Annotated in this window: 21 protein-coding genes and 2 pseudogenes; 13 read left to right on the top strand and 10 right to left on the bottom strand. The window is 71.1% G+C overall.

Going from position 1 to position 24,967, the window contains the following annotated elements; translation table 11 throughout:
* Positions 1 to 19: 19 nt before the first annotated feature.
* From IH68_RS0133615 to IH68_RS58440, 3 genes and pseudogenes are all read right to left on the bottom strand, one after another.
* Complete coding sequence (locus IH68_RS0133615; RefSeq protein WP_030942536.1) at positions 20 to 3,052, bottom strand: AfsR/SARP family transcriptional regulator; 3,033 nt, start codon at positions 3,050 to 3,052, stop codon at positions 20 to 22.
* A gap of 357 nt (positions 3,053 to 3,409) precedes the next feature.
* A complete protein-coding gene (locus tag IH68_RS0133610) occupies positions 3,410 to 4,303 on the bottom strand; it encodes a glycosyltransferase family 2 protein (protein WP_107057564.1) in 894 nt (297 codons plus the stop codon).
* A 171-nt stretch (positions 4,304 to 4,474) separates the two neighbouring features.
* A pseudogene (locus IH68_RS58440) lies at positions 4,475 to 5,272 on the bottom strand (IS200/IS605 family accessory protein TnpB-related protein); the annotation flags it as partial.
* Here IH68_RS58440 and IH68_RS59905 point away from each other — a divergent pair.
* On the top strand, positions 5,153 to 5,419 hold the full coding sequence (locus IH68_RS59905; RefSeq protein WP_420719020.1) for a 3-oxoacyl-[acyl-carrier-protein] synthase III C-terminal domain-containing protein: 267 nt from the start codon (positions 5,153 to 5,155) through the stop codon (positions 5,417 to 5,419). The pseudogene IH68_RS58440 and the gene IH68_RS59905 sit on opposite strands and share 120 nt — an antisense overlap.
* A 15-nt stretch (positions 5,420 to 5,434) precedes the next feature.
* On the opposite strand, the pseudogene IH68_RS59520 reads toward IH68_RS59905, so the two are convergent.
* The 5 genes and pseudogenes from IH68_RS59520 to IH68_RS0133585 form a co-directional block, all read right to left on the bottom strand.
* A pseudogene (locus IH68_RS59520) lies at positions 5,435 to 5,587 on the bottom strand (XRE family transcriptional regulator); the annotation flags it as partial.
* Between the two features lie 35 nt (positions 5,588 to 5,622).
* On the bottom strand, positions 5,623 to 6,561 hold the full coding sequence (locus tag IH68_RS0133600) for a DMT family transporter (RefSeq protein ID WP_234341698.1): 939 nt from the start codon (positions 6,559 to 6,561) through the stop codon (positions 5,623 to 5,625).
* An 88-nt stretch (positions 6,562 to 6,649) separates the two neighbouring features.
* Positions 6,650 to 7,147, bottom strand: coding sequence for a YbaK/EbsC family protein (locus IH68_RS0133595; protein ID WP_030942528.1), 498 nt, complete (start codon positions 7,145 to 7,147; stop codon positions 6,650 to 6,652).
* The gene (locus IH68_RS51960) at positions 7,144 to 9,153 is read right to left on the bottom strand and encodes a class II fructose-bisphosphate aldolase (protein WP_159403764.1); all 2,010 of its coding nucleotides are present in this window, start codon (positions 9,151 to 9,153) and stop codon (positions 7,144 to 7,146) included. The genes IH68_RS0133595 and IH68_RS51960 overlap by 4 nt, the downstream gene beginning before the upstream one ends.
* A gap of 77 nt (positions 9,154 to 9,230) precedes the next feature.
* Entirely contained in the window at positions 9,231 to 10,676 is a 1,446-nt protein-coding gene (locus IH68_RS0133585; protein WP_030942524.1) for a hypothetical protein, read from the bottom strand.
* A gap of 924 nt (positions 10,677 to 11,600) precedes the next feature.
* Between IH68_RS0133585 and IH68_RS59515 the strand changes: the two genes are divergently transcribed.
* The 12 genes from IH68_RS59515 to IH68_RS0133525 are packed head-to-tail and all read left to right on the top strand — an operon-like array spanning position 11,601 to position 21,873.
* Positions 11,601 to 11,966 (top strand): hypothetical protein, encoded by a 366-nt coding sequence (locus tag IH68_RS59515; RefSeq protein ID WP_324607691.1) that lies wholly within the window; start codon positions 11,601 to 11,603, stop codon positions 11,964 to 11,966.
* A 2-nt stretch (positions 11,967 to 11,968) separates the two neighbouring features.
* Complete coding sequence (locus IH68_RS50440; RefSeq protein ID WP_199931960.1) at positions 11,969 to 12,541, top strand: thiamine pyrophosphate-dependent enzyme; 573 nt, start codon at positions 11,969 to 11,971, stop codon at positions 12,539 to 12,541.
* Positions 12,538 to 13,575, top strand: coding sequence for a hypothetical protein (locus IH68_RS0133570; RefSeq protein WP_051833870.1), 1,038 nt, complete (start codon positions 12,538 to 12,540; stop codon positions 13,573 to 13,575). The genes IH68_RS50440 and IH68_RS0133570 overlap by 4 nt, the downstream gene beginning before the upstream one ends.
* Entirely contained in the window at positions 13,572 to 14,504 is a 933-nt protein-coding gene (locus IH68_RS0133565; RefSeq protein ID WP_051833869.1) for an isocitrate lyase/phosphoenolpyruvate mutase family protein, read from the top strand. Before IH68_RS0133570 ends, IH68_RS0133565 begins: the two co-directional genes overlap by 4 nt.
* The gene (locus IH68_RS51955; RefSeq protein WP_030942515.1) at positions 14,501 to 15,622 is read left to right on the top strand and encodes a hypothetical protein; all 1,122 of its coding nucleotides are present in this window, start codon (positions 14,501 to 14,503) and stop codon (positions 15,620 to 15,622) included. Before IH68_RS0133565 ends, IH68_RS51955 begins: the two co-directional genes overlap by 4 nt.
* On the top strand, positions 15,619 to 16,083 hold the full coding sequence (locus IH68_RS0133555; RefSeq protein WP_030942513.1) for a YjbQ family protein: 465 nt from the start codon (positions 15,619 to 15,621) through the stop codon (positions 16,081 to 16,083). The genes IH68_RS51955 and IH68_RS0133555 overlap by 4 nt, the downstream gene beginning before the upstream one ends.
* A complete protein-coding gene (locus tag IH68_RS0133550; protein WP_030942511.1) occupies positions 16,080 to 17,222 on the top strand; it encodes a pyridoxal-phosphate-dependent aminotransferase family protein in 1,143 nt (380 codons plus the stop codon). Before IH68_RS0133555 ends, IH68_RS0133550 begins: the two co-directional genes overlap by 4 nt.
* The gene (locus IH68_RS0133545) at positions 17,222 to 17,527 is read left to right on the top strand and encodes a glutaredoxin domain-containing protein (protein ID WP_030942509.1); all 306 of its coding nucleotides are present in this window, start codon (positions 17,222 to 17,224) and stop codon (positions 17,525 to 17,527) included. The genes IH68_RS0133550 and IH68_RS0133545 overlap by 1 nt, the downstream gene beginning before the upstream one ends.
* On the top strand, positions 17,524 to 18,726 hold the full coding sequence (locus IH68_RS0133540) for an ATP-grasp domain-containing protein (RefSeq protein ID WP_051833868.1): 1,203 nt from the start codon (positions 17,524 to 17,526) through the stop codon (positions 18,724 to 18,726). Before IH68_RS0133545 ends, IH68_RS0133540 begins: the two co-directional genes overlap by 4 nt.
* 20 nt (positions 18,727 to 18,746) lie before the next feature.
* Positions 18,747 to 19,412 carry a metallophosphoesterase family protein gene (locus tag IH68_RS51950; protein WP_159403763.1) on the top strand — a complete coding sequence of 222 codons (666 nt, stop codon included), beginning with the start codon at positions 18,747 to 18,749 and terminating at the stop codon, positions 19,410 to 19,412.
* 29 nt (positions 19,413 to 19,441) lie between these two features.
* The gene (locus tag IH68_RS0133530) at positions 19,442 to 20,599 is read left to right on the top strand and encodes an ATP-grasp domain-containing protein (RefSeq protein ID WP_030942503.1); all 1,158 of its coding nucleotides are present in this window, start codon (positions 19,442 to 19,444) and stop codon (positions 20,597 to 20,599) included.
* Positions 20,596 to 21,873, top strand: coding sequence for an MFS transporter (locus tag IH68_RS0133525; protein WP_051833866.1), 1,278 nt, complete (start codon positions 20,596 to 20,598; stop codon positions 21,871 to 21,873). The genes IH68_RS0133530 and IH68_RS0133525 overlap by 4 nt, the downstream gene beginning before the upstream one ends.
* Before the next feature lie 329 nt (positions 21,874 to 22,202).
* On the opposite strand, the gene IH68_RS0133520 is transcribed toward IH68_RS0133525, so the two are convergent.
* On the bottom strand, positions 22,203 to 23,393 hold the full coding sequence (locus tag IH68_RS0133520; RefSeq protein ID WP_051833865.1) for a PTS fructose transporter subunit IIC: 1,191 nt from the start codon (positions 23,391 to 23,393) through the stop codon (positions 22,203 to 22,205).
* 300 nt (positions 23,394 to 23,693) lie between these two features.
* Complete coding sequence (locus IH68_RS0133515) at positions 23,694 to 24,878, bottom strand: hypothetical protein (protein ID WP_030942496.1); 1,185 nt, start codon at positions 24,876 to 24,878, stop codon at positions 23,694 to 23,696.
* Positions 24,879 to 24,967: the final 89 nt, after the last annotated feature.

Genomic DNA, 24,967 nt, shown 5'->3' with positions numbered 1-24,967 from the left:
CAGGCTGGGGCGGTTTTGATCACCGGGTGCCCGCCTCGGCCAGCAGTTCCCGCAGCTCGGTCACCACTGCCTTCTCGTCCGTTCCGTCCAGGGCGTCGAGGGCCGCGCGCCACTGTTCGTACGCCTGCTCGGTGCTCCCGCACTCCCGCAGCAGAAGCCCGTGCTGGTGGCGGGCGAGACCGCCTGTGTAGCGGTCGGCGCGGGCGTCCGCGCGGCGGAGCAGTTCGGCGCACTCGGCGCCGGCCCGTTCCGTTCGGCCGAGCAGGCGCAGTGCCCGCACCAGCCCGAGCCGGGTCTGGGACTCGCCGTGCCAGTCGCCGTGGCCGCCGAGAATGCGCAGGCTCTCCTCGAAGTGGGGTACGGCGGCGGCCGGTTCGCCCAGGGTGAGGTGGGCGTAGCCGATGTTGCAGTGCGCGGAGTGCTGCACGATCACGGCGCCGATCTCGTCGCCGATGGCGAGCGAGAGCCGGTGCTGCTCGATCGCGGCCCGCGGGTCGGTGTGCTCGTAGAGGTTGCCGAGGTGGCTGTGGGTCACGGCCTCGCCGTGCGGGTCGTTCAACTGCCGTGAGTACTCCAGGCTCTGGCGCAGGGCCCGGCCGGACTCCTCGTAGCGGCCGAGGCCTTCGAGCAGCAGGCCGCGGTTGTTGAGGCAGCGGCGCATCCAGGAGACGCGGTCGAGCCGGCGCCAGATCGTCAGTGCCCGGTCGTTGAGGGCGAGGGCCTCGCTCTGCCGCCCGGTCAGGAAGTGCAACGCGGCGAGGTCGCCCAGCGCGTACGCCTCGGCGGACTCGTCACCGAGCCGCCGGGCCACGCGCAGGGCGGCCCCGCCGAGCACCTCCATCTCGGCGACGCGGCCACTGCGCAGCACGTAAGGGAAGACGAGGCGGATCAGCGTCGAGATGCGGGCGGCCCTGAGCGCCTGTACGTCGGCGTCGGCACCGGCGTCCTCGGCGTACCGCTCGACCAGCGTGACGATGTTCACCAGCTCCGTGTCGCCCCAGGCGAAGGCCTGTCCGGCGGATTCGAAGGTGGGAAGGGCGGCGACATGTGCCGCGTGGTCCGGCGGCTGGGCCGCGGTCGGGCGGCGGCGGTCGTCCTGGTCGAGGCCCGGTTCGACGATCGCGGTCAGGGCGCGCTCGGCGACGGCGGCGTACCAGGGCAGGGCGGCATCCACGTCACTGGCGCCCGCGGCCAGTTCGCGGGCGAAGTCGCGGACCAGGTCGTGCGGGGCGTAGCGGCCGTACGCGGTCTCCTCCAGGAGGGCCACGTCGACGAGCCGGTCCAGCGCGGCCTCGGTGCGGCGCTCGTCGGTGCCGACCAGGTGGGCGAGGAGCGGGGCGCCGTAGGCGGGCAGGTCGAGCGCTCCGATCCCGCGCAGCACGCGGGCGGCGTCCCGGTCGGCCTCGCGCTCCGAGGCGGCGAGCGCGTCGTGGGCGACGGCCAGGGACCGTCGGACGCTCAGGTCGTCGTACTCCAGGTGGTGCAACCTGCCTTCCGTGGCGGCGAGTTGACCGGCCAGCACCTCGGGGGTGAGCGCTCGGCGCGCGGCGAGGCGGGCGGCGACGATGCGCAGCGCGAGCGGAAGGCGGCCGGTGAGTTCGACGAGGGGATGGGCCGCGTCCAGGGCGTCGCGGCCGGAGACCGCCCGCAGCAGCTCGGCGCTCTCCTCGCCGCTCAGGGGGGTGAGCGGGAAGCGGCGGGCGCCGTCGAGAGCGGTCAGCGGCGAACGGCTGGTGACGATCACGGCGCACCCGGCGCCGGCCGGCAGCAGCGGCCGTACCTGAGCGGCGTGCGCGGCGTCGTCCAGGAGCAGCAGGGTGCGGGTCGGGGCCAGCAGGGAGCGCAGCAACGCGGCGGCCGCGTCCGGGTGTTCGGGGATGCGGCGGGGCTCGGTACCCAGGTCACGGAGCAGGGCGATGAGGGCCTGGGCTGACGTGAGAGGGGTCATGCCGGGGGTGGCGCCGTGCAGGTTGATGTACAGCTGGCCGTCGGGGAAACGTTCCCTCAGGCTGTGGGCGACCTGCAGGGCGAGGGCGCTCTTGCCCACGCCGGCCATGCCGCTGATGACAGCGATCGCAGGGGTCCGACCGGGCTCAAGGACGGAGCGGAGGTCGTCGAGTGCGGGGGTGCGGCCGGTGAAGTGGGCGGGCGGAGGGGGCAGTTGGGCGGGCCGGGGCGGCTGCGGAAGGGCGGGCGCGGAGTCGTCCGTGCCGCCGGACGCGGTGTCGTCCTCACGGGGAGCGCCGGGGCCCCCGGTGGTGGCGAGCACCTCGACGTGCGCCTCCTGCATCGCCGGGCCCGGTTCCACACCCAGTTCCTCCACCAGGCGGGCGCGCAGGTCCCGGTGGACGGCCAGGGCCTCGGCCTGGCGGCCGGTGCGGTGCAGGGCGAGCATCAGCTGACGGTGGTACGCCTCCCGGAGTGGATACTCGGCGGCCAGTGCGGACAACTCCGGTACGAGACCGTCCAGTCGGGCACCGTCGACGGCCAGCTCGGCGTCGTAACGCCACTCCAGAAGCAGCAGCCGCGCCTCCTTCAGGCGCTGGACGAAGGCGTAGCCGCCCAGCTCGGCGGGGAGCCCGTTCAGTGGGGTGCCGCGCCACAGGGCGAGCGCGGAAGTGCACTCGCGCACCACCCGCTCCCAGTTGCGGGCGGCGTACGCCCCGCGTGCCGTGGCGAGATGACGCTCGAAGACATGCACGTCCAGTTCGCCCTGTTCGACGCGCAGCAGGTAACCGGGCGGCACCGCACGCAGCCGCTCGGGGTCGTCGAGCAGCCTGCGCAGCCGGGCCACATGGTTGTGCAGCGAGGCCTGCGCGGACGCGGGCGGGGCCCCGCCCCACAGCGCGTCCTTGAGCGACTCGACGGAGACCACACGGCCGGCTTCGAGAAGCAGGGCGGCGAGCAGGGTGCGGACCTTGGGGCTGCCGATGGCTTTGACGTCGGCATCGCCGGAGGCATCCGTGCCGTCGCCGAAGTCGCCGGCCTCGCCGTGGACGTCGTAGAGAACCGGCGGCCCCAGCAGTCCGAACCGCAGCTGGCCCCGCCTCACGCCGCCCACTGCCTTCCCGCATCCTTGGCGGATTTCCGCCCTCGTCACGGCGGTTTCCCGCCACCTGTGCCACGGCGGTCGCCGCGGGAATCCGTTACGGCTGCGGCCTTCCGGCGAGGCCGGCCGACGGCTTCGCGCCAGTCGGCCGAGGCCGGAACGGAGAACCGTTGGCCACATGTTAGCGATCCGTTGGTGCCACCTGATGTGATCACTTCATCGGATCTGGCCCGGGGGTGCGCGCGTAGAACGCGCAACTCGGGGGAGTGACGCCGCCGTGGCCGGATCCGTGGGACGTCAGAGGGTCCCGGTCGGCGGAGGTGACCGTCCGGGACCCTCGTCCCCTCCACTCGCTTCTCTTCAGATGACGGGCGGCCGCCCCAGCCGCGAGAGGCGCCACACGGTCCGCCACCGCATGGGCCGCCGCTCGCCCGCCGGTTCCCTGAGGCCCTCCACGAACCCGCCGAACCAGGCGCGCAGCCCGGCCCGCGAACGGGTCCGTACGAGCGTGAGCAGCGTCCAGATCGCCAGGTGTACGGGGATGAGCGGCAACGGCAGTCGGCGGCGGACGAGCCACACCCGGTTCCGGGCGTTCACCCGGTAGTAGATGGCGTGCCGGGCCGGCGAGGTCTTCGGGTGCCGGAGCAGCAGTTCGGGTGCGTACAGGATCCGCCAGCCGGCGTCGGCGGCCCGCCAGGCCAGGTCGGTCTCCTCGTGGGCGAAGAAGAACTCGGCGGGCCAGTCGCCGATCTCGTCCAGCATGGCGGTCCGCAAGCCGTGGCCGCCGCCGAGGAACCCGGTGACGTAACCGCCCCGCATCGGGTCGGAGGCGCCGACCCGGGGCACGTGCCGCTGCTGTGTCTCGCCGTGCTCGTCGGCGATACGGAAGCCGACGATGCCGAGCTTCGGGTCGGCGGCGAACAGGTCCCGTACCCGTCGCAGCACGTCGGCGTCCACGAGCAGGCCGTCGTCGTCCAGTTCGACGACGACGTCGACGTCCCTGAACTCCCGCAGCCTGGCCAGCGCCTGGTTCCGGCCGCCCGGGCAGCCGAGGTTCTCGTCGAGTTCCAGGAGGGTGACCTCGCCGGGCAGCGTCAGCCGCTCGGCGTAGTCCGGCAGCGGGCAGCCGTTGCCGACGATCACGATCCGCGCGGGCGCGAGGTCCTGCTTGGCCACGGACTCCAGCAGCGCGTCGACCTCGGCAGGCCTGTTTCCCATGGTCACCACGGCGACGGCGATCCTCGGCGCTCCCAGGTCCTGCATGCCCTTCACCCCATCACGGCCGCCGGCAATCCCGGCCGCGATGCTAACCGTTCACGGTAAGGACTTCCTGAGTACGCCGATTCTTGGGTCAGGCGTGGCGGTTCTCATCCCCGGGTCAGGGATGTCGGTTCGTACGGCGGTTCTCCCTGCGCCGTACGAACTTCAGGCCCGACCAGTCCACCGTTCCTGATCAGTGAGCAGGAGTGAGTCTTGGACCCATGCCTGGTCGCTGCGGACATCCCGAACGGTTTTGGGTGTCCTGGTCGCCCGCGTACTCGCCGCGTCCGGCGGCACGGATCGTGTCCGTGGTCCGGGGGTGCGGAGGCGGGGTCCCTCACGCCCGGGGGCACGCCGGTCGGCCTGGACGGTCCGATGCCCGTGCACATCGCTCTGGTGTGCACGGGGCGGTGGCGTCCGTCGCCGGATCGGGTGTCCCTGGGCGCATCGTCCGATCGCGATGCCGGCGGCATCGTGCCGGGTGGTCTTGCGGGTGGGGCCGGTCATCGGCTGTTGCCAGTGCTGGGCGCCCCATTTGCCGGTGCAGGCCGGGTCCATCGCGATGATCGCGATACCTGTGGTGTCGGCCATGGAGGTCAGCCGGGCGCGGAGTTTGCCGGTGGGCATGCCGGAGATGAGCTGCCGGAATCGGCGCTTGCGGCCGTGCTTCTCTCTGGTTTTCTCGGCCTGGAAGTCGAGGTCTTCGACCGCGATGGCCTTGACGGCGCAGGTCTTGGCCCAGTTCAGCAGCCGCGTGAGGGCGTGGCGTACCTGGGCGTCGCGGTGCTGGGCGGTGCCGGACAGGTCGTAGAAGAACCGGCGCGGCCGGCCGATCGGGTTGCCGTGAGTGTCGAGGCGCCATGCGGCGGTGGGGGTCCCCCCGCGCGAGCGAAGCCGAGCGTGGGGGAGGTCGGCGTTGGTGTCCACGCCGAGGGCCCCTCCCGCAGCGTCTTCCAGTACGACCGCGACGGCCACCTCGGCGGCGCGGCCCCGTTCCTCGCCCTGGACGAGCTGGAGCGGGAAGGCCGGATCGCCTCCGGTGACCTGGTGGTCGTGGCGACCGCCGGCTCGGGTTTCACCTGGGGCGTGACGGCGATCCGCCGGACGTGACCCGCGCGGCGAGTCGGGTTCCGCGTGGTAGAACTCCAGGATGTTGCCGTCCTGGAGATCGGCGGACTGATACCTCAACTCCAGCTCGCCGACCACCGGATGGCTGAGGAGCTTGGTGCCCTCGATGCAGTTGGCCACCCGCCGCCGGCACCAGAGCGCCGCCGACACGATGGGGCCGCCCGAGGCGGCAACGCGCACCCCGCTCAGCGGACCACGCGCTCCTCCGCCTCGACGTCAACCGCCTCATCCGGCACCACGACCGGCCGCGACGCCGGACGAGGCGCACCGTGCGCCGCCATGATCCCGGCGATGACCAGCACCGCCCCGAGCGGCTGGTTCCACGTCGGCCGCTCACCCAGCAGGATCACGCCCGCCGTGACACCGACGACCGGCGTGAGATAGGTGACCGCGGAGGCGTTCACCGCGCCCCACGCCTGGACGATGTTGTTGTTCCACAGGTAGGCCAAGCCTGTACTCAGGGCGCCCAGAGCCAGCATGCCGAGCGCGATCGGCGCGTCGATGCGGGGCGTGGGCTCCGCGAGCCAGGGTGTGGCCGCCAGCATGATGACCGCGCCGATGGTGACCTGTACGAAGGCGACGCTAACCGCCGGCAGTCCGCGTGGGGCGATGAAACGGCGCAGGTAGACGAAGGCGACGCCGTAGCAGGCGGTTGCGCCCAGACAGGCGAACTCGGCCAGGAGATGGCCACCGCCGGCGGCCAGGCCCGCTGGGCCGATCAGCACCAGGACCCCGGCGAACCCCGTGAGCAGGCCCGCCGCACGGCGCCGGTCGAGCCGCTCGTCAGCCAGGGCTGCCGTACTGACCGCGAGGGTCAGCAGCGGGGTGGTGGCGTTGAGGATGCTCGCCATGCCGGAGTCGAGGTGCTGCTCGGCCCAGGAGAAGAGCAGGAAGGGGACGACGCACAGCAGGACGGACACGACGGACAGCCGCAGCCAGAGCCCGGGATCCCGGGGGATCCTGCTACGGGTCACCGCCATGACCGCGCAGAGCGCCAGCGCGCCCAGCACCAGCCGGCCCCACACCACCTGAGCGGGTGTCAGCCCGTCCAGCGCGACCTTGATGAACAGGAAACTCGAGCCCCACGCGCACGCCAGCGCGACGAACTGTGCCCCGATTCGCACTCGCAAGCCGACGCACCCCCCTTTTTTCTTGTGCAGGTCCTACTCCGTGCAGGTCCTACTCCGTGTCGGTCATACTCCGTGCCGGTCCCTACTCCGCTGCGACGGCAACCACCGGCGCCGCGATGGGCGCCACCGCGGGCGCCACGATCCGTACGTAGTCCTCCGTGGCCATGACCACCGACCGGTCCAGCCGCCCCGCGTTGAAGGCGATCTCCTCGTGGGCCGCGAGGAACTCGGCGTCCACGACGACGGGCAGCGTGCCGGACAGCGACAGCGGCGGGATGGCGCCGACCACACAGCCGGTGAGCTCCTCGGCCAGTTCCGACGGGGCGAACCCGCCCTTCTTGCCCTCGACCGCGGCGACGACCTTCTTCAGGTCCGCGCGCCGGTCGCCCGCCAGCACGGCCAGCACCGCCGGGGACTCGATCCCCTTCACCCGGCACACGAGCGCCTTCGCGCCCTGCGACACGGTCGTGCCGCGCACCGCGGACACCTCCTCGGAACGTCCTTCGGCCGGGTGCTCGACCACGCGGTACCTGGCCTTCTCACGGTCGAGAAGGTCGACGATCTGCTCAAAGGGACTCAACGGCGGCCTCCCTGGGCCTCTGCTGGCGTACGGCCACGGAGCGGGGCCGCGTAGCACCGCTCCAGCCGACTGACGAAGGTCTCGACGAAGGACGGCGGCGCATCGGTCCACGACCGCCAGTCACGTGTCGCCTCCGCAAGGTACGACATGCGCCGGACATGTTTCCAAGTCCCCATACCTGTCGGTGAATTGAGGTCACCGGCGAGATCGGCTGCGAGATCCACGGGCAGTTGGGCGCGCAGCGCTTCCAGATAGTCGGCGTAGACCCCGCTGCCGAAGTTCACCCGGGCGACTCCGTGCGCCGGCAGGGACGCGAGGTCGACCCTTGAGAGCGAGCTGCCGCCATGCACGACCAGAGCGCGGCCGGTGCCCTCCAGGACGCCGGTGAGCGCCTGGACGAGCCCGTGGTCGATCGCCGCGTACCGGTGCTCGCGCGCGGGCTCGGTGGCGAAGACCTCGTCCCACAGTTCGGTCTTGCGCCGCGCCTTGGCCAGCCGCTGCTCCAGCCACTCCTTCTCCAGGGCGTCGAGCAGCGGCCGCTGGAAAACCGGGACACGGGTCCGCGCCTCGCGGAACACGGCGTCGAGCCGCGGCCCGGCGTCCGGCCCGTCCCCTTCCGTCGTGGCCCGACGGGCCAGCGCCGCCACCAGCCGGTGCTCGGCCGAGTAGCCGGGCAGCCCGGCGTCGTTGAGGTCCTTCTCGACGCGTGCGCAGGCCTCGGCGAAGGCGTGCAGGTCGTCGCCGGTGGCACGGTCGTCCAGGAGGCCGACCGTGGCCAGCGATCGGCGGGTGGCGGCGAAGCCGTAGTCGAAACTGTGGAACTGGCCCACGTGCGCCCCGACCAGATCGAGGTCCGTGTTCTCGACGAACCTGGTGAAGTCGCTCAAGGTCGTCTTGTTCCATTTGCGCAGCCCGGCCCCGTCGATGGAGCCGATCTCGCCTTCGACGAGGACGTCGTAGCGCCGTGCCAGTTCCGTGGCCGCGTTGGTGAACAGCACGTTCTGGTGGAGCGTACGACCGGACCCGTCGACCATGACCGAGTCGAACCCGGCCTCGCAGGCGGCCTGGACCACCTCGTAGTCGTCGGCGTGGTCGAGGTGCAGCCGCAGCCGCGAGCCCAGCGCGGTGTTGAGCCGGTCGACGTCCTGCCGGAGCGTGCCGAAGACCTCGGCGACGGCGGCCACCGGCCCCCGGCCGGCGCTGCCCGCCACGAACAACAGGGCTTCCTGAGGCGAGATCTCGCAGTAGACGTCCCGCCGCGTGCGCGCCGAGAGCAGGGCGTACGGCAGCAGCATGGACGGGTGCTTCACGTTGAAGTTCGGCACGGTGCCCGTCCACCGGGCGGGGGGCGCCGCAGCTTCCCCGGCCGGCCGTGTGCCGGGCCGCCTGTTGCGCAGTTCCCAGTGGTATTCGCGCCGCACGCCCTGCACTTCGGCAAGGAAGTCGGGCAGGTCCGTGTCACCGGGCGTCAGGGTGCGCACCAGCGGGCCGAGGGCGCGGGGGTCCAGGGCCCGGTGGTCCTCGACCATGAAGACCACGCCGAGCAGCGGGTCGTTGCGGCGCAGCGCCTCGGTGCGGCGGGCCGCCCAGGTCATCGCGGCCAGGCCGCTGACCGGGAGTTCCTCGCACACGAACGCCACCGACTGGGCGGCGAGCGTGTCGAGGACCCGCTCGCACGACAGCCGCTCGTCGGCGATGACGGTCCGCAGTCCGAGCCGCTCGAGGAGCTGCCGGGCCCACTCGGTGTGCCAGACCTCCGCGCCGATCACGGCGTGCGGTGCGTCGGCGCGGTGCGGCCGCTCGGCGGCGCCCGGCACGCCCGGCGGCAGGGGGGGCCGGGGGATCAGGCGGGTCATCGGGGAGCCGGGGGCCGTGGCGCCCGCGGGGATCGCCGGGGCCGCCTGGGCGGTGGCCGAGGGGGCCGTCGTACTCGCCGGTGTGGCAGTGCTCGTACGGGCCGCCGTGCCCGCCGCATCCGCCGTGGCCGCAGCGCTCCTACGGGTCACCGTACGCCCTGTGTCCGCAGTGTTCGCCGGGTCCGCACCGTTCGCTGTGGGCGACGCGTTCGCCGGAGTCGCCGTGCTCACCGGAACACCTCCCCCAGGAGACGGGCCGCGGCCGGTGAGCCGACGTAGGCGTCGAAGGAGTAGGCGAGTCGGTCCAAGGTGTGGTCCTGGAGGAGGTCGGCGACCTCGGCGCGGACCGTCGTGGGCTCGGCGCGGCGCAGCACCACCTTCGCCACCAGCCGGGCCACCTCGCGCATCTCCGCCTCGCGCAGCCCGCGCCTGGTCATGGCCTGGACGCCGAGCCTGAGGCCGTGCAGCCCGTTGGCGCCCGGTACCTCGATGTTGGTGGTGCGGATACCGGCGTGCGCCAGGTCCCCCAGGGACAGCCGCAGCGCGTCGGCGGCCGACCCGGTGATGACATGCACCTGGTGGGTCTCGGTGAACCCGAAGGACTCCCCGGAGACCCGCACCCCCTCCTCGTGCAGGGCGTGCGCGAGGGCCTTGGAGTTGGCGAGGATCTGACGCGCGTAGTCGTGGCCGTAGAGGGCGATCTCGGACAGGGCCACGTACATGGGTGCGATCAGCTCGGCGTGCGAGTTGCTCTGCATCTGTGGGCAGACCCAGTCCGACACCGCCCTGAGCTTCGGGTGGTCCGCGTCCCGGAAGGCGATGTACGCCTTCTGCGGTCCGGCGATGGTCTTGTGGGTGTTGCCGTGCACGGCGTCCGCGCCGAGCAACGTCGGCTGCGGCAGCGCGCCGCCGGCGATCAGGGCGCCGTCGTGGCTGGCGTCGTAGGCGAGGAAGACACCCTCGGGCAGCGCGGCCCTGATCTGGGCGAGCGGCTGCCAGCGCAGTTTGAACGACTGGTCGAGGATGACGAGCTTGATCTCCGGGTGCTCGGCGCACAGCGTGGCCAACCGGTCCACGTCGACGAGCAGGGTCCGGTCGACCATCGGCAGGTGGTAGGTGTTGACGCCGGCCGCGCCGGCCAGCGCCTCCAGGGCGAAGTGGCCACCGTCCTTGTGCGCGAAGTGCACGAAGCCGTCGCCGCGCCCGCAGGTACCCAGCAGCACGGCCTGCTCGGCGACCGAGCCGCCGTTGGGCCGCCAGTCGAAGGTGGCCGCCTCGAAGAGCTGCCGGCCGATCCCGGTCAGCTTCCCCACCAGGGACGCGTTCGCGCCGGAGTCCGGGAAGGCCCACTCCCCCGCCTCGGCCGGGTACGGCGGGGCGAACTCGTAGAAGCCGCCCTGCAGTCCGCTGCCGAGCATCCGTACCAGCTTGCTCGGGTAGTTCTCGCTGGCCGTGAGGCTCAGGTGCTGCTCACGGTAGGTGTTGTCGAGCACGAAGTCCGAGGCGAGCCGCTCCAGCAGGTGCGCCACCCGGTCGTCCGACCACACCGGGCCGAACGCGCCGCCACTGTCACCCCCCGCGGCCTCTTCGACGATTTCCTCGGCCGCCACGACCGCGGCCTGTGCTTCGTCGTCGACAAAGTCGATACCACTGCCTTGTTCTGCCGCGCGCATAAGCCAGCCCCCGCTGCATGTCGGAAAGAATCGAAAGGAAAGGAGAAAGACGCCGGAATGGCGTAGGGAAGGAACCCGCGCACGACACTGTGCGGGGAGATGCGCCGGGCAAGCCGACCGCCGACGTCGATGTCTACTACGAGCCTGTCCGCCCTGGCGGCTCCAGGACCCACCCGGAAGGCATCCACACGTCAATGGCGCCGACTGTACGGGCGGCGATCAACGCCGGTCCACCGAAATCCAGCCACTCTGCACTCCGGCCCTGCCTGTGGAAACCACGCTCCGGGCAAGGCCCGTGGCCAGGAAGGGATGCACCGGACATCCGCCTGGCAGCCCCAATTGCGGGCCCACGCCCCTGAGTTCGCATGCCCTACGGACGGTCCAAGAGGTACCCGAGAACCCGTCCCGCGAGCCTGACTCAAATTCGATGCACCGACCACCGACAAGAAACCCGCAGGCCAAGAGGGGTGGCGTGGAGGGTGGCCGGGATGTCGGCCAGGGAACGGAGCCACGACCCCACGATCCTCCACTTCAAACATCGAAATTCAGTCATTGCGTTCCGGAGATTGGCCGATTAGGCAGTCAACCATAAGACCATCGAACGGCGGATATGTCCGGTTCGGCTCTACGAAATCAACCAGTCCGTATTCCGGAATGTCGTTGCGGATTCCACTGCCGGTCATGCACGATCCATGCCGCCGGGGGGCACGGAGACGCTCCTCGCCGGGCGTGATCACGTCCGTGCTTCGCAAAGAAAGGTCATGCGTGCTGCCTGAAACTTCACCGGCAGCGGGATCCGTGGCCACAGTCGCGGAAACCTTGCTCAACGCCTTCGTAGCCCGCGGGCATTCGCACTTCACCGGCGTCCCGTGTTCCTTGCTGAAGGGGTTTTTCCGGTTACTTGAGAGCCCCGACTGTCCGGCCGTGTACATACCCGCGCCGCGTGAGGACAGCGCCCTGGGAGTGGCCTCCGGTCTCGCCGTGGCGGGGGCCAGGCCCGTGGCCCTCATGCAGAACTCCGGCCTCGGCTACTCGCTCAACGTCCTCACCTCGTTCAACCTCATCTACGACGTCCACCTGCCGATCGTGGTCAGCTGGCGCGGTCACGACGGCAAGGACGCCGTCGAGCACGACGTCATCGGACGCGAACTCACCCGGCTGCTCGACGTGTTCGGGCTTCCCTGGACCGTGCTGGACAACGAGCACCCCGAGGACTCCGTGGAGGCGTTCCTCAAGCAGTACGACGCCGGCCGCAGCACCGCCGTTCTGATCGTCCGGGAAGGGATTTAGCGTTGCTGGACATCCGTGACGCCCTGGCCGCACTGCTGGAGCGCGAGTCCACCGCCCTGACGGTGAGCACCTGCGGCTACATCACGCGCGACGTGTACAACATCCGCGATCGCGCCAACCACTTCTATCTCGTCGGCTCCATGGGCATGGCCGCGCCGATCGGGCTCGGCATCGCGCTGGCCCACCCGGACCGCCGGGTGCTGGTGCTGGACGGCGACGGCTCGTTCGCCATGAACCCGGGCTGTCTGCCGATGATCGCCGAGCACCGGCCGAATCTGGTCCACGTCGTCCTCGACAACGGCGCCCACGAGAGCACTGGCGGCCAGCGCACCGCCGCCCTCGGCGACCCGGCAGCCATGGCCCTCGCAGCCGGTTACGCCGCCGCCCACACCGTGGACGACCTCGACCAGCTGGCCGCGCTGGACCTGACCGGCACGCCCACCCTGGTGCGGATCCGCTGCAGGCTTCGCAGCCACCCCGCGGGAAAGCGCGTGGAGTACACGCCCCAGGAGCTGGTGGCGCGGTTCCGCGCCCAACTGGCCGATCCGGCGGCGCACTTGGAAGGAGCCGTGTGAAACCCACCCTGCTCGACTGCACCCTGCGCGACGGCGGGAACCAGAACGACTGGCAGTTCACCGCCACCGACGTGCACACCATCGTGAGCACCCTGGACGCCGCCCGCATCGACGTCATCGAGGTCGGCTACCGCGGCGGATCCGGGAGCAGGGCAAGCGCCACCGCGGGGCCCTCGGCGCACTGCACGCCCGAGTACCTGGCCGCGCTGCCGACCGTCTCGCACGCGGAGCTGGCCGTGATGGTCGTACCCACCGTGTGCCCGGTACGGGCCATGGACGACCTGCCCGACAGCCCGGTGTCCATGGTGCGCGTCGCCGCCTACCCGTGGAACATCGACGGGGTCCCGGAGTACGTCCGTGCCGTGCGGGCCCTCGGCCTCAAGGTCGGGGTCAACCTGATGGCCGTCAGCTACACCACCCAGGAGCAGCTGGCCGAGGCCGCCGCGGTCGTGGCGTCGGAGGCACCGGACGTCTTCTACATCGCCGACTCCTTCGGCGCGCTCACCCCGGACGACGTACGCCGACGTGTCGAGCTGTTGGCCGAGCGGCTGCCGACACCGCTCGGCATCCACGCCCACAACAACCTCGGCCTGGCCGCGGCCAACGCGGTCGCCGGCCTGGACGCGGGCGTGAGCTGGCTGGACGCCTCGCTCTGTGCCATGGCGCGGGGCGCCGGCAACCTCGCCACCGAACAGGCCGCGGCCTTCCTCACCGCGTGGCCCAAGTACGACACCCACGCCGATCTGCCCCTGGTCTGCGAGGCCGCCGAGTACGTGGCCGAGCAGGTGCTGCCACGCCCCATGACGGTGCGCCGGGCCGAGATCGCGGCCGGCATCAACGACCACCACTTCTACTTCCAGGACCGCATCGAGAAGATCAGCGCCCACCACGGACTCGATCCGTGGGAGGTCGGGCGCAGGATCGGCGCGGCACGGCCGCGCAAGGTCCTCGACGAGACGGTCGAGGACGTGTGCCGAGAACTGGCCGGACAGACCGGACAGACCGCCGAACAGACAAACGGAGGGGACGCATGACCGGGAGCCGACCGCCCCAGCAGGAACAGAACGACCCGCCGAACGCGGCACAGCGGCTGCGCTCGGCGCTCGTCGCACCGCGACTGACACGTGCCATGGGCTCGCACAGCCCGCTCAGCGCGCGGCTCGCCGAGGAGGCCGGCTTCGACGTCGTCTGGTCCAGCGGGCTGGAGATCTCGGCGACGGCCGGCGTGCCCGACGCCAACATCCTCGCCATGGGCGAATGCCTCGACGCGGCCGCCGGCCTCGCGTCCGCCGTGGACATCCCGGTCCTCGCGGACTGCGACTCCGGGTTCGGCAACGTCAACAACGTCATCCACATGGTGCGCTCCTACGAGGCGCGCGGCGTGGCCGGCGTGTGCATCGAGGACAAGCAGTTCCCCAAGCTCAACAGCTTCATCGAGGGCAACCAGGACCTCGCCCCGCTGGACGACTTCGCGGGCAAGATCCGGGCCGCCACAGAGACGCGTACCGACATGGTCGTGGTCGCCCGTCTGGAGGCGCTGATCTCCGGGCAGGGGATGGCGGAGGCACTGCGCCGGGCCGACGTGTACGAGCGGGCCGGGGCGGACGCCCTGCTCATCCACTCCAAGCGCAAGGACCCCGAGGAGGTCTTCGCCTTCCGCGAGGCCTACCGCGGCGGACTCCCGGTGATCGTCGTGCCCACCACGTACAACCAGGTCACCGTCGAGGAACTGGAGCAGCGCGGCTTCGCCATGGCGATCTACGCCAACCAGGCGCTGCGCAGCTCGATCCGGGCCATGCGGGATACCCTCACCAAGATCATGCGGGACGGCACCACGCTGAACGTGGAGCCCGAACTCGCCCCGCTCAAGGAGATCTTCGACCTGCAGCGCATGCCCCAGATGCTTCAGCAGCAGGAGCACTACGAGTCCCTGGGACGCGAACTCGCGGAGGCCGCACAGTGACCAGCCCGACCGACTCCACCGCCCTGTGGCTGGACTTCCACGGCACCCACCTCGACCTTGAGGTGGCGCCCGGCGCCGACATCGACGACGCGCTCGCCTTTCTCGGCACCCATCTGGTCGCCGAGGAGGCCAAGCCCGGCGAGAGCGACCGCGAGCCGGTCGCGACCCTGCGCGTCCACGCCCCGGACCCGGGACGCCTGGCGCCTGCGGCCGGGACCGTGACGGAGGACATCTACCTCCGCAAGAGCGCGAGCGAGTTCTTCACCGTGCCGGCCCGGCGGGCCGTCGTGGACGGCCGCGAGTACCTGGAGTGCACCAAGACGGGCAGCCGCTTCGTCTTCGACCGCGCCGCCCGGGTGATCGACGTGACGCTCGGGGCCGGCGGGCACATGGACCTCGTCGAGCTGGTGCGCGACCTGGTGCTGAAGCACCAGGAGAACACCGGCGCCGCGGTGCTGCACGCCACCGCCGCCTACCGGGACGGCGAGGTCGTGCTGGTCACCGGCGCGAAGGGGGCCGGCAAGAGCACGGTGCTCCTGGAGCTGGTGGAGCACTTCGGCTACCAGGTGCTCAGCGGCGACAAGACCGTGCTGCACGAGTTGCCGGACGGCTCGGTCGTCGCGGCCGGCTGGCCCGACTACCCGCACCTCGGGTACGGCACCGTCGCCAAGTACCCGGGCCTGAAGGAGATCGCGGGCATCGGGGACGACTACGTGCCCGCCGAGGGCCACGCGTTCTCGCCCGTGGGGAAGTTCGCGGTGGACCCGCTGCCGTTCCGGGACCGCTTCCCGAGCGCCCCGGTCGGGGTGCGCGTGCCCGTCGCGGCGATCCTGCACCCGGCGATCGGCCCCGGCGAGCGCACGGTCGTCGAGCCGCTGACCGGCAGCCGCCAGGAGCACGCCGACGTCCTGCGCGCCAACGTGGAGTCGGCGTTCGACGGGGCCAACGCCGGCTGGCACCACTACCTCGAGGACGGCCGCGCCGCCCACGCCGATCAGCTCGCCCGCATCGCCGATGTTCTGGCCGGGGTACCCGCCTGGACGCTGACCGGGCCGGGCGACCTGACGGCCGAGAACGTGCCGCCGACGATCGGCGGGCCCGCGGAGGTGGCCCGGTGATCGAACTGACGGTGGAGAGCACCGGCCTCAACTCCCACTACGACCTCACCGACCGGATCGCCGCCGCTCTCCAGGAGCACGGCACCGGCGACGGTCTGGCCGGGGTGTTCGCGCACGGCAGCACCATCGGGCTCACCGTGATGCGCTATGAACCGGGCGCCGTGCAGGATTTGTTGCGGACCCTGGAACGGATCGCACCGGAGTCCCCCGCCGACGGCGGCCGCTATCTGCACGAGCTGACCACCGCCGACCCCAACGGCTTCTCGCACCTGAAGTCGTCGCTGCTCGGCACCAGTCTCCTCGTCCCCTTCCGGGACGGCCGCCTCGCCATGTCACCGAGCCACCGCGTGGTGCTCTTCGACTTCGATCTGAAGCCCGCCACCCGCCGCGTCTTCGTCGACGCTCCCCGGCCCGCGGCGACCGCCCCCCACACCCACGAGATCAAGGAGAACAGCCGGTGAAGCTACGGCTGGCCACACCCGGCCCCACCGAGGTGCCGCAGCGCCTGCTGCTGGCCGGGGCCCGCGAGATCATCCACCACCGCTCCACCGAGATGGAGCAGCTGATCCACGAGATCAGCGGTGCCCTGCCCCCGCTGTTCGGCACCAGCGCCCCCGTGTACACCATCGCCTCCTCCGGGACCGGTGCGATGGAGGCCGCGGTCGCGGGCTGCTTCTCGGCCGGCGACGAGGTCCTGGTCGTCTCCAACGGCTACTTCGGCGAGCGCTTCCAGGCGATCTGCAAGTCCTACGGACTCGTCGTGCACGTCGTCGAGAGCGACTGGGGCACCAGCGCCGACCCCGAGCGGGTGGCGGCCGCCTACCGCGAACACCCGGAGATCAAGGGCGCGTTCGTCGTCTACAGCGAGACCTCCACCGGGGCGCTCAACGACGTCGAGGCGATCGGGCGGATCTTCCGCAACACCGACGTGGTCGTGGTCGTCGACGCCATCAGCGGTCTGCTGGTGCACCAGCTGGAGATGGACGCATGGGGCCTGGACGTGGTCCTCGCCGCCTCCCACAAGGGCTTCATGCTTCCGCCGGGACTCGCCTTCGTCGCACTCTCCGACAAGGCGTGGACGGCTGTGGAGCGGTCCACCGGGCCGAACTACTACTGGTCGTTCAAGCGGCTGCGCCAGTTCTACCCGATGTCGTCCTCGTCTCCCGCGGTGTCCCTGCTGCTCGCCCTGCACGAGTCGCTGAAGATGCTGGACGAGGAGGGCATGGAGGCCTTCCGCAGGCGTCATGCCGTGCTCGGCAAGGCGGCCGAACGCGGCCTGCTGAAGCTCGGTTTCAGCACCTTCGTCCAGGCCCCGAACCGGCGCAGCCACGTCATCACCTCCGCCCTCGCGCCGGAGGGCATCGACACCGGGCAGCTGTTGAAGACGCTGTCCACCTCGTACGGCGTCACCATGACCGGTGGCCAGGCGCATCTCAAGGGCAAGCTCATCCGGGTCGGACACGTGGGCGCGGCCGACGCCCTCGACCTGAGCGGGATCTTCGGCGCCCTGGAGATGGCCCTGCTCGACCTGGGCCACACCTTCACACCGGGCTCCGGCGTCGGCGAGATCATCCGTACGTTCCACGAGGAGGGCCGCTGATGCTCGTCCTGTTCCAGCGGGAGACCTGCCCGGACTGCAAGCCGGTGCGCGAGTTGCTCACCAAGCTCCAGGTCTCCTACATCAACATCAACGTGCCCAAGCCGCGCGAGGAGCGGCACGAGCTGATCCGCACCACTGGCAGCAAGTTCATCCCGGCCCTGGTCGACGGCGCGACCGTCATCCCGGGCAAGCTGCGGGAGAACGCCGACATCATCGCCTACCTCAAGGAGCGCTTCGGCGACCCGGAGACGGTGACGCCCGAGGCGGGAACCGCCATGGACACCCAGCCGGAGCCCGTGGCATGACCTTCGGGCAGCAGGTGCCCGCGACACCGCGTATCGCGGTGCTCGCGGGCACCCCGCAACTGGTGCGCGCGGCCCGCGCGTTGGGCATCGACACCGTCTTCGTGCACGACGCGGCGCAGCCGGCGCCGCCCGTGGCCGCAGAGGCCGACATGGCCTTCGCCGTGGATCTGGCGGACACCGACGCACTGCACGCCGCCCTGGCTCCGCTGCACGCCGAACGCCCCTTCGGGCGGGTGCTGTCGCTCACCGAGCGCGGCCTGCTGCCCACGGCCGCGCTCGCCGAGCGGCTCGGCCTGCCCGGAAACTCGCTGCACACCGTGGGCCTGCTCCAGGACAAGCAGCGCATGCGGGAGATCCTCAACGCCCGCGGCATCGGCCCGGTGCACACCGCCGCGCCGCGCGACGCGGCCGACCTCGCCGCGTTCTGCCGTACGACAGGCGGTCCGGTCATCCTCAAACCCGCGGCCGGCACCAGCAGTCAGGCCGTCTTCCGGGTGGCCGGGCCGCAGGCCGCCGAGGAGGTCTGGCGGGCGTTCGAAGCGGCGGGCGGCACGCAGCCGATCGCCGAGGAGTACCTCGACGGCCCCGAAATCAGCGTGGAGAGTTTCTCCTACGACGGGAAGCACACCGTGCTGGCGGTGACCGACAAGCTGGTCGGTACCGCGTTCGTGGAGACCGGGCACACCCAGCCGAGCGCCCTGCCCGCGCCCGTCCTGGCGGAGGTCGCCGCCCTCGTCCACGCCTTCCTGGACGCCGTGGGACTGACGGAGGGCCCGGCCCACACCGAGGTCAAGGTCACCGGGAAGGGCCCGCGGATCCTGGAGTCGCACAACCGCATCGGCGGCGACAAGATCCGTGAACTGCTTCGCCGGGCCTACGGCCTGGACGTGGTGAGCCTCACCGCGGGCTGCCCGTTCGGTCTGCTGCGTCCACCCGCCGACCCGCCCGTCGCCCGCCGGGGAGCGGCCATCCGCTTCCTCACCCCACCGCCCGGAACGGTCCGGCACATCGCCCTGCCCGACACCGGGGGCACCACCGCCGAGATCCAGCTGGACGTCGCGGTCGGCGACCTGGTCCGCCCGGTGCGCAGCTCGCAGGACCGCGCCGGACACGTCATCACCGACGGCACGGACGCGGCCGACGCCGCCCGTGTCTGCGAGGAGTTGGCGGGCCGGGTGCGGATCGAAACGAGCGGGTGAGAGCGGTGCGCCATGCCGTGGTGACCGACATTCACGGGGACACAGCGCGGCTGCGGGCCGTTCTGGAGGGGATCCGTGAGCAGCGGGTGGACCGGGTGGTCTGCCTCGGCGACGTCTTCGAGTGCCGGATCGGGAAACGGGAGGTGGCCGGGTACGAGTTCGGCGGCCGACTGGCCGACGTCTTCGACCCGGACCCCGAACTCGCCCGGCTCCTGGACGGGGTACGGCTGCTGCGGGGCAACCAGGAGGAGCGGATCCGCGCCCTGGTGCCCGACCACCGCCTGCCCGACTGGACCCGCCCGCTGCTCGACGCCCCCCTGGAGCACCGCACCGACTTCGCCCTGTACTGCCACGGCCACCCGTTGCCGTGGCGTGAGCTGGAGCCGGGGCTGTGGTGCCCCGCCGAGGCGGACTTTCCCGGCCGGGCGCTGGTGCACGGACACCATCACCGCAGTGCCCTGTACCGCCTGTGGCCCGGTGACACCGGCCGCCCGGTGCGGGTGGAACGCCTGCCCGTACGGTTCGGGGAGCCGGTCCCGCTCGCGCCGGACGGCCGCTACGTCGTCAACGTGGGCTCCGTCACCCGCTGCGCCCCGGACCGTGGCCCCTCCCCCGTCTGGGCCGTCGTCGACGAGGCCGCCGCCACCGTCACCTACCACCACACACCACATCCCACGGCCCCATGACCCGCGGCCCCTCAACCCACGGAGAAGCAGTGACCCGGCAGGTACTCCTGCTCAACTCGGACAAGCCCGAGGTCCTCGAGGCCCTGGCCCGTCGGCCCGACGTGACCGTCCGCGTCATCACTCGCAAGGTGTACGCAGACCTGTACCGCGACCACGAGGTGGCGTACGTCGACAACTTCGCCGACCTGACACAGGTCGAGCAGGCGGCGTACGAGCTCGCCGCACACGGCCCCGTCGACCACGTCATCGCGGCCACCGAGAAGAGCGTGGTGGCGGCCGGGCTGGTCCGCGTTCTGCTCGGCGTGCCCGGTCCGAGCCTCGACCAGTCCCTGTGGGGCGCCCACAAGCGGGCCATGAAGGACAGGCTGCGCGCCGCCGGCCTCCCGGTGACGGACTACGCCCAGGCCGCCACGGTCGACGAAGTGCCCCGGGCGGCGGAGCGGACCGGCTGGCCCGTCATGATCAAGCCGGTGTTCGGCGCCGCCTCCACATGCACCCACCGCGTCGACTCCCCGGAGGAGTTCGCCGAGCGGCACCGGGCCGGCGACTTCGCCGACCTCGCGGACAAGCGGCTGCCGGTGCAGGTGGAGCGCCTGGTGCGGTTCACGCACGAGTACCACTGCGACGGCGTCGTCCACAACGGCGACGTGGCTCGCGCGGCCGTCTCCCGCTACTTCCTCCCGCCGCTTCGCACCTCGCCGAACCTGAACAGCGGGTACGTCGCCGACCAGACCGATCCGTTCTCGCGGGAGGTCCTGGACCTGCACCGCCGGGTGGTCACCGCGCTCGGCCTGCCGGCCGGGGTCACGCACCTGGAGGTGTTCCGCACCCAGGCGGGTCCGGTCATCGGCGAAGTGGCCGTACGGCCGGGCGGCATGGGCATCTCCCGGATGTGGTGGCACGCCTTCGGGCTGGACCTGTGGGAGGAGTTCGTCCGGGTCTCGGCGGGTGAACAGCCCGGCCGCCCGGCCCGCGAACCGCACCCCGAGACTATCGGCCGTACCCGGCTGCCCGCGCTGCCCGGCCTGCGCGAGCGCGTACTGGCCCTGCCCGGCGTGCTGGAGGTGCTGACGCCCGAGGAGTGCGCCAGCCCGGGGCATCTGGAGGCGTACTTCACGGCCGCGGACGAGACGGCAGCGGAGACGTTCATCGCGGGGCTGCACGAGTTGGCCAGGTCCGCGGCATGACCATCTCCGCTCAGGGCCGGGCACGTACCCTGCTCGACGCCGCTCTGCCCGCTCCCGGCGAACCCCGGCTGCTCGCCCTGTCATGGCTGATCAAGACGGTCGGCAGCGGGCTCTATCTGACCACCAGCACCCTGTTCTTCACGCGGGTCGTAGGACTGCCCGTGCACCAGGTCGCCTCCGGCCTCACCGTCGCCGGGGTGGCGGCGCTGGCCGGTGCCGTACCGCTGGGGAAGCTGGCGGACCGGTTCGGCCCCCGGCGGACGTACACCGGCCTGCTCGGCGTCCAGTTCGCCACGATGGCCGCGCTGGCCCTCGCCCGTACGTTCCCGGTGTTCCTGACGCTGATCCTGGTCTTCCTCCTCGCCGAACAGGGCAGCACCGCGGCCCGCGGCGCGCTGGTCGCCACGGTCGGGGAGGGCGTCGAACGGGTGCGGTTGCGGGCCTACCTGCGGGTGGTGACCAACGTCGGCGTCACAATCGGCGCGGCGGCCTCGGCGCTGGTCATCCAGGCCGACACCGCTGCCGGGTACGTGGCCCTGCTGTGGTGCACCGCGCTGACCTACCCGGGAGCGGCGGTGCCCCTGCGGTGGCTGCGTGCCCGGGAGACCCGGCCCGCCGAGAAGGCGCCGCGCACCGGTTCCGGCTGGCAGGTCCTGCGCGACCGGCGCTACGCCGCCGTCACCCTGATCTGCGGTGTTCTGTCCCTTCAGGCACAGGTGCTGTCCTTCGCCGTACCGCTGTGGGTGCTCCAGCACACCGAGGCACCGCCGGCCCTGGTCTCTGGCATCGTCGCCGTCAACACGGTGATGGTGATCTGTCTGCAGATACGGTTCAGCCGCGGCGCCGAGGACAACCGCCGGGCCGCCCGGATGTGCCGCGACTCGGGGATCGCCCTGTTCGCCGCGTGCGCGCTGGTGGCGTTCACCGGCGGGATGGGCGGCTGGCCGGCGACGGTTCTGCTGCTGCTGTTCGCGGCCGCCCTCACCTTCGGCGAACTGTGGCTGTCGGCGGGCTCGTTCGGGCTGAGCTTCTCGCTCGCACCGGAAGGCATGCACGGCCAGTACCAGGGCTTCTTCTCCCTGGGCCGCGGCGCCGCGACCGCGGTGGCACCGGCGCTGATCGCGGTGCTCTGCCTCGGCGACCGCCCGCGCGAGGGGTGGCTCGTGCTGGGCGCCCTGTTCGCCGCGGCGGGAGCGGCGGCCCCGCTGGCCCTGCGGGTGCCCGCGCCGTCCCTGCCGACTGCCACGGTGGACGGCACACGGGCCACTCGATGACGGAGATCCGCCAATACGCCGCCCACAACGCGGCCGCGGACCCCTCGGGCGACGCGGCCTACCGCTGAACGCGAGGTGCTCAAGCGGGCGCTCTCTACGGCATCCACAACGCCACCACCACAGAACACCTGGTCACAGGCCTGAGCCGACCAGTCCTGACGCGCACCCCGTGCGCTCCCCTTCAGGTGCCACCCGGCGAGCTGACCAACCATCAGCCGATCAGCACAAGAGACCAGGTCAGGAGGAACCTGACCTGGTCTCGAGTGGAGCCGCGTTCTGCTCAGGCTGCCGATCCGGCGCGTGCACTCCCCACGATCCCGGCGCCGCGGTCAGGCTCGGCCGGCCGCTACGGCCTTCTTGGGGGTGCCGGTGGCGACGCGGGCGGTGCTCGCGGCCGGTGCCGTGCGGCGCAGGCTCTTGAGGACGAGCACGAGGCCAGTGGTCACGAAGACGCCGAAGGCGACGGCGGCCACGAAGACCAAGGGATTGCCGAGGTGTCCGGCGGCGAAGACACCGCCGTACGGGACGGTCAGGGAACTGCCGAACGTCATGGTCACGGCACCGGCGACGGCGCCGCCCGCCGTCGAGGCCGGAACCACCCGCAGGGGGTCGGCCACCGCGAAGGGGATGGCGCCCTCGGGGACGAAGGCCGCGCCGAACAGCCAGGCGGTCTTTCCATAGGTTCGCTCGGCGGGAGTGAACAGCGAGCCGCGGACCACAGTGGCCAGGGACAGGGCCAGGGGCGGAACCATGCCGGCCGCCACCACCGTGGCCATGATCGTGAAGTTGAGGCTGTTCGGCGCGGTCTCCAGGCCCGTGGCGGCGAAGCCGATGGCGGCCTTGCTGATCGTTCCGCTGATGTCGGAGGAGACCATCAGGCCCAGGACCAGACCGCACACGATGCTGCTTCCCCAGGTCAGAGGGGGCAGCTCATGGCTCAGCCAATCGGAGAGAGACGTGATCTGCGGTCCGACGAATGCGTAGACCACGGCTGTGGTGACCACAGTGGACACCAGCGGGCCGATCACCACGGTGGTCATGGCGCCCAGCCGCGGCGGAACGGTGATCCGCTGGAGCAGCATGGTGACGGAACCGGCGATCAGCCCGGCGATCAGCCCGCCGAGGAAGCCGCATCTGAAGTTCAGGGTCACCATGCCGCCGAGGAGACCGGGAGCCAGTGCCGGCAGGCCGGCCATGCCGTAGGCGACATACCCGGCGACGACCGGTGCGAAGATACTCAGCGCGGTGGCACCGGTCTGCAGCAGCAGTGCGGCCCAGGTGTCGTGCTGGGTCCAGGTGCCGTCGTTCAGGACGGTGGACATCGTCGCGGTGATGCCAGGGCCGCTGATGGCGAAGGCGAGGACGGTCAACAGACCACCGACTGCGGCGAGGGGGGCCATGTAGGGCGTGCTGGAGGCCAGCCATCCGCCGATTCTGATGCCGATATGGCCGCTGCGGTCGGAACCGTGGTCCATGGGGGCGCCCGACAGGGCGGTGGTCCGGTTGTCTGAGTGGTTCATGGTCGCGAACTCCGGTTTTGTGGGTGGCGCCTGTGGTCGGCGGTCCGAGATGTCAACGCAGCCCGGTGAGGGGGCCGGTGGGTGGGGGAGGGCGGTCGCGTCGGCTGCGGGGCGCGAGGGGTCGGCAGGGCACGGCGTCGCTCGTGGATCGCTCGTGGAGGAGGGTGCGAGCCCGGGTGCCGCCTTCGATGGGCGGCACCCGGACCTGCGGCTTCCGCGCCGCCGGTCACGAAGCACGGAGCCGGCGAGGCTGACGTGCTGCGTCAGGAGGAGTGCGTACTCCGACGCCTTCTCGACGTCTCAGGAGTCGCCCTTCACGATCTCGGCGTTCGCGCTGTTGAGGATCGAGTTCACCTTGACGTTCAACATGCGGTCCTGGCCGTTGTAGTTCCAGACGGCGCCGCGGTGCATGCCCCCGATGATCGCGTCGTCTCCTCGGTACCCCGGTTCGAAGACGGGCGCACCCGAGTCACCCGGCGCCGTGAATTTCCCGCATCCGCAGCCGTTGTTGCCGCCTCGGTCGATGAGGAACTGGTCGGCCGGGTCGACGCAGTACGTGGCGCCGTGCCAGATGTAGCAGGACCCGTAGGTGGAGTACGAGACCGGATGGCCGCAGTGGTTGTAGGTCGACGCCCCGCTCACACAGAACTGCCGGCCCCAGTAGAACCAGTTGCTGTAGTCGCTGACCCAGAGGGTGCTGTCGCTTTCCTTGTAGCCGCCGGTGTAGATGCGGCCGGTGTAGTTCTTGCCCGTGATGGCTTCGGTGTCCAGCCACTGGTGGACCGACGTGACGTTGCCGTAGTCTTTCCCGTCCGCGGTCTTGATCTTGTCGTTCCAATAGAAGCAGTGGGCCGCAGTGACCATGCGCTTTTCACCGTCGGGCTTGTGCCTGATGGCGAAACCGGCTGTGCAGTCGTATTCGCTGCGAGAGCCGTCCTTTTTGATCGCGCCTCCGCCGTAGAACGGGTTGTAGTCGTTGAAGCGGTTGTTTTCCGGCGTGAAACGGCCGGGCTGCACTTCGATCGCGTCCGGCTTCAGGACTTTCAGTGAGGGCGCGGCGGACTTGGGGCCCTCAAGGTTGACGACGACCTTGTCCTTCTCACCGTCATAGGTGTAGCCGACGCCGTACTTGCGCGCGTCCTTGTTCCACTTGCCCGCCTTGATCGTCTTGAAGACCGAGTCCACCTCGGCCTTCGTGACCTTGCTGATCTTGACGGTGACCAGCAGGCCGGCCGGCAGCTCCTTCTTGACCTCCGCCTTCTGGGCAGCTGACGTCCCGGCCGGAAGCATCAGTATCGGATGGCCCTTCTCGGGGTCACCGAAGACACCGAGCGCCGAGTGTGATCTGGCCACTCTGTCCAGTTGTTGGAGCTGTGCCTGGCTCGGCTGCTGCGCGGGCTCCGCGGAGGAGGCGGCGGATGCCGCCGACAAGGATGCGGGTATCGCCAGTGGTGCCACGACGGCGACGGCAGTCGTGATCAGCACCCGTGTGAGGCGCTTCGTTCGCGTTCTGGGTCTCACTTTTCCCTCTTTCACGCAGGGTGAGCCGGCAGCCGGATTCGCCGGGCCGGCTC

The sequence above is a fragment of the Streptomyces sp. NRRL S-646 genome, assembly GCF_000720765.1.
GTDB lineage: Bacteria > Actinomycetota > Actinomycetes > Streptomycetales > Streptomycetaceae > Streptomyces.
This window is presented reverse-complemented; position numbering and strand designations above follow the sequence as displayed.

What these genes read in the sequence shown, in the direction of transcription:
- IH68_RS0133585 (WP_030942524.1), bottom strand. Translation starts at nt 10,676, where the DNA reads ATGCGCGCGGCAGAACAAGGCAGTGGTATCGACTTTGTCGACGACGAA.
- IH68_RS0133565 (WP_051833869.1), top strand. Translation starts at nt 13,572, where the DNA reads ATGACCGGGAGCCGACCGCCCCAGCAGGAACAGAACGACCCGCCGAAC.
- IH68_RS0133545 (WP_030942509.1), top strand. Translation starts at nt 17,222, where the DNA reads ATGCTCGTCCTGTTCCAGCGGGAGACCTGCCCGGACTGCAAGCCGGTG.
- IH68_RS0133540 (WP_051833868.1), top strand. Translation starts at nt 17,524, where the DNA reads ATGACCTTCGGGCAGCAGGTGCCCGCGACACCGCGTATCGCGGTGCTC.
- IH68_RS0133525 (WP_051833866.1), top strand. Translation starts at nt 20,596, where the DNA reads ATGACCATCTCCGCTCAGGGCCGGGCACGTACCCTGCTCGACGCCGCT.
- IH68_RS0133520 (WP_051833865.1), bottom strand. Translation starts at nt 23,393, where the DNA reads ATGAACCACTCAGACAACCGGACCACCGCCCTGTCGGGCGCCCCCATG.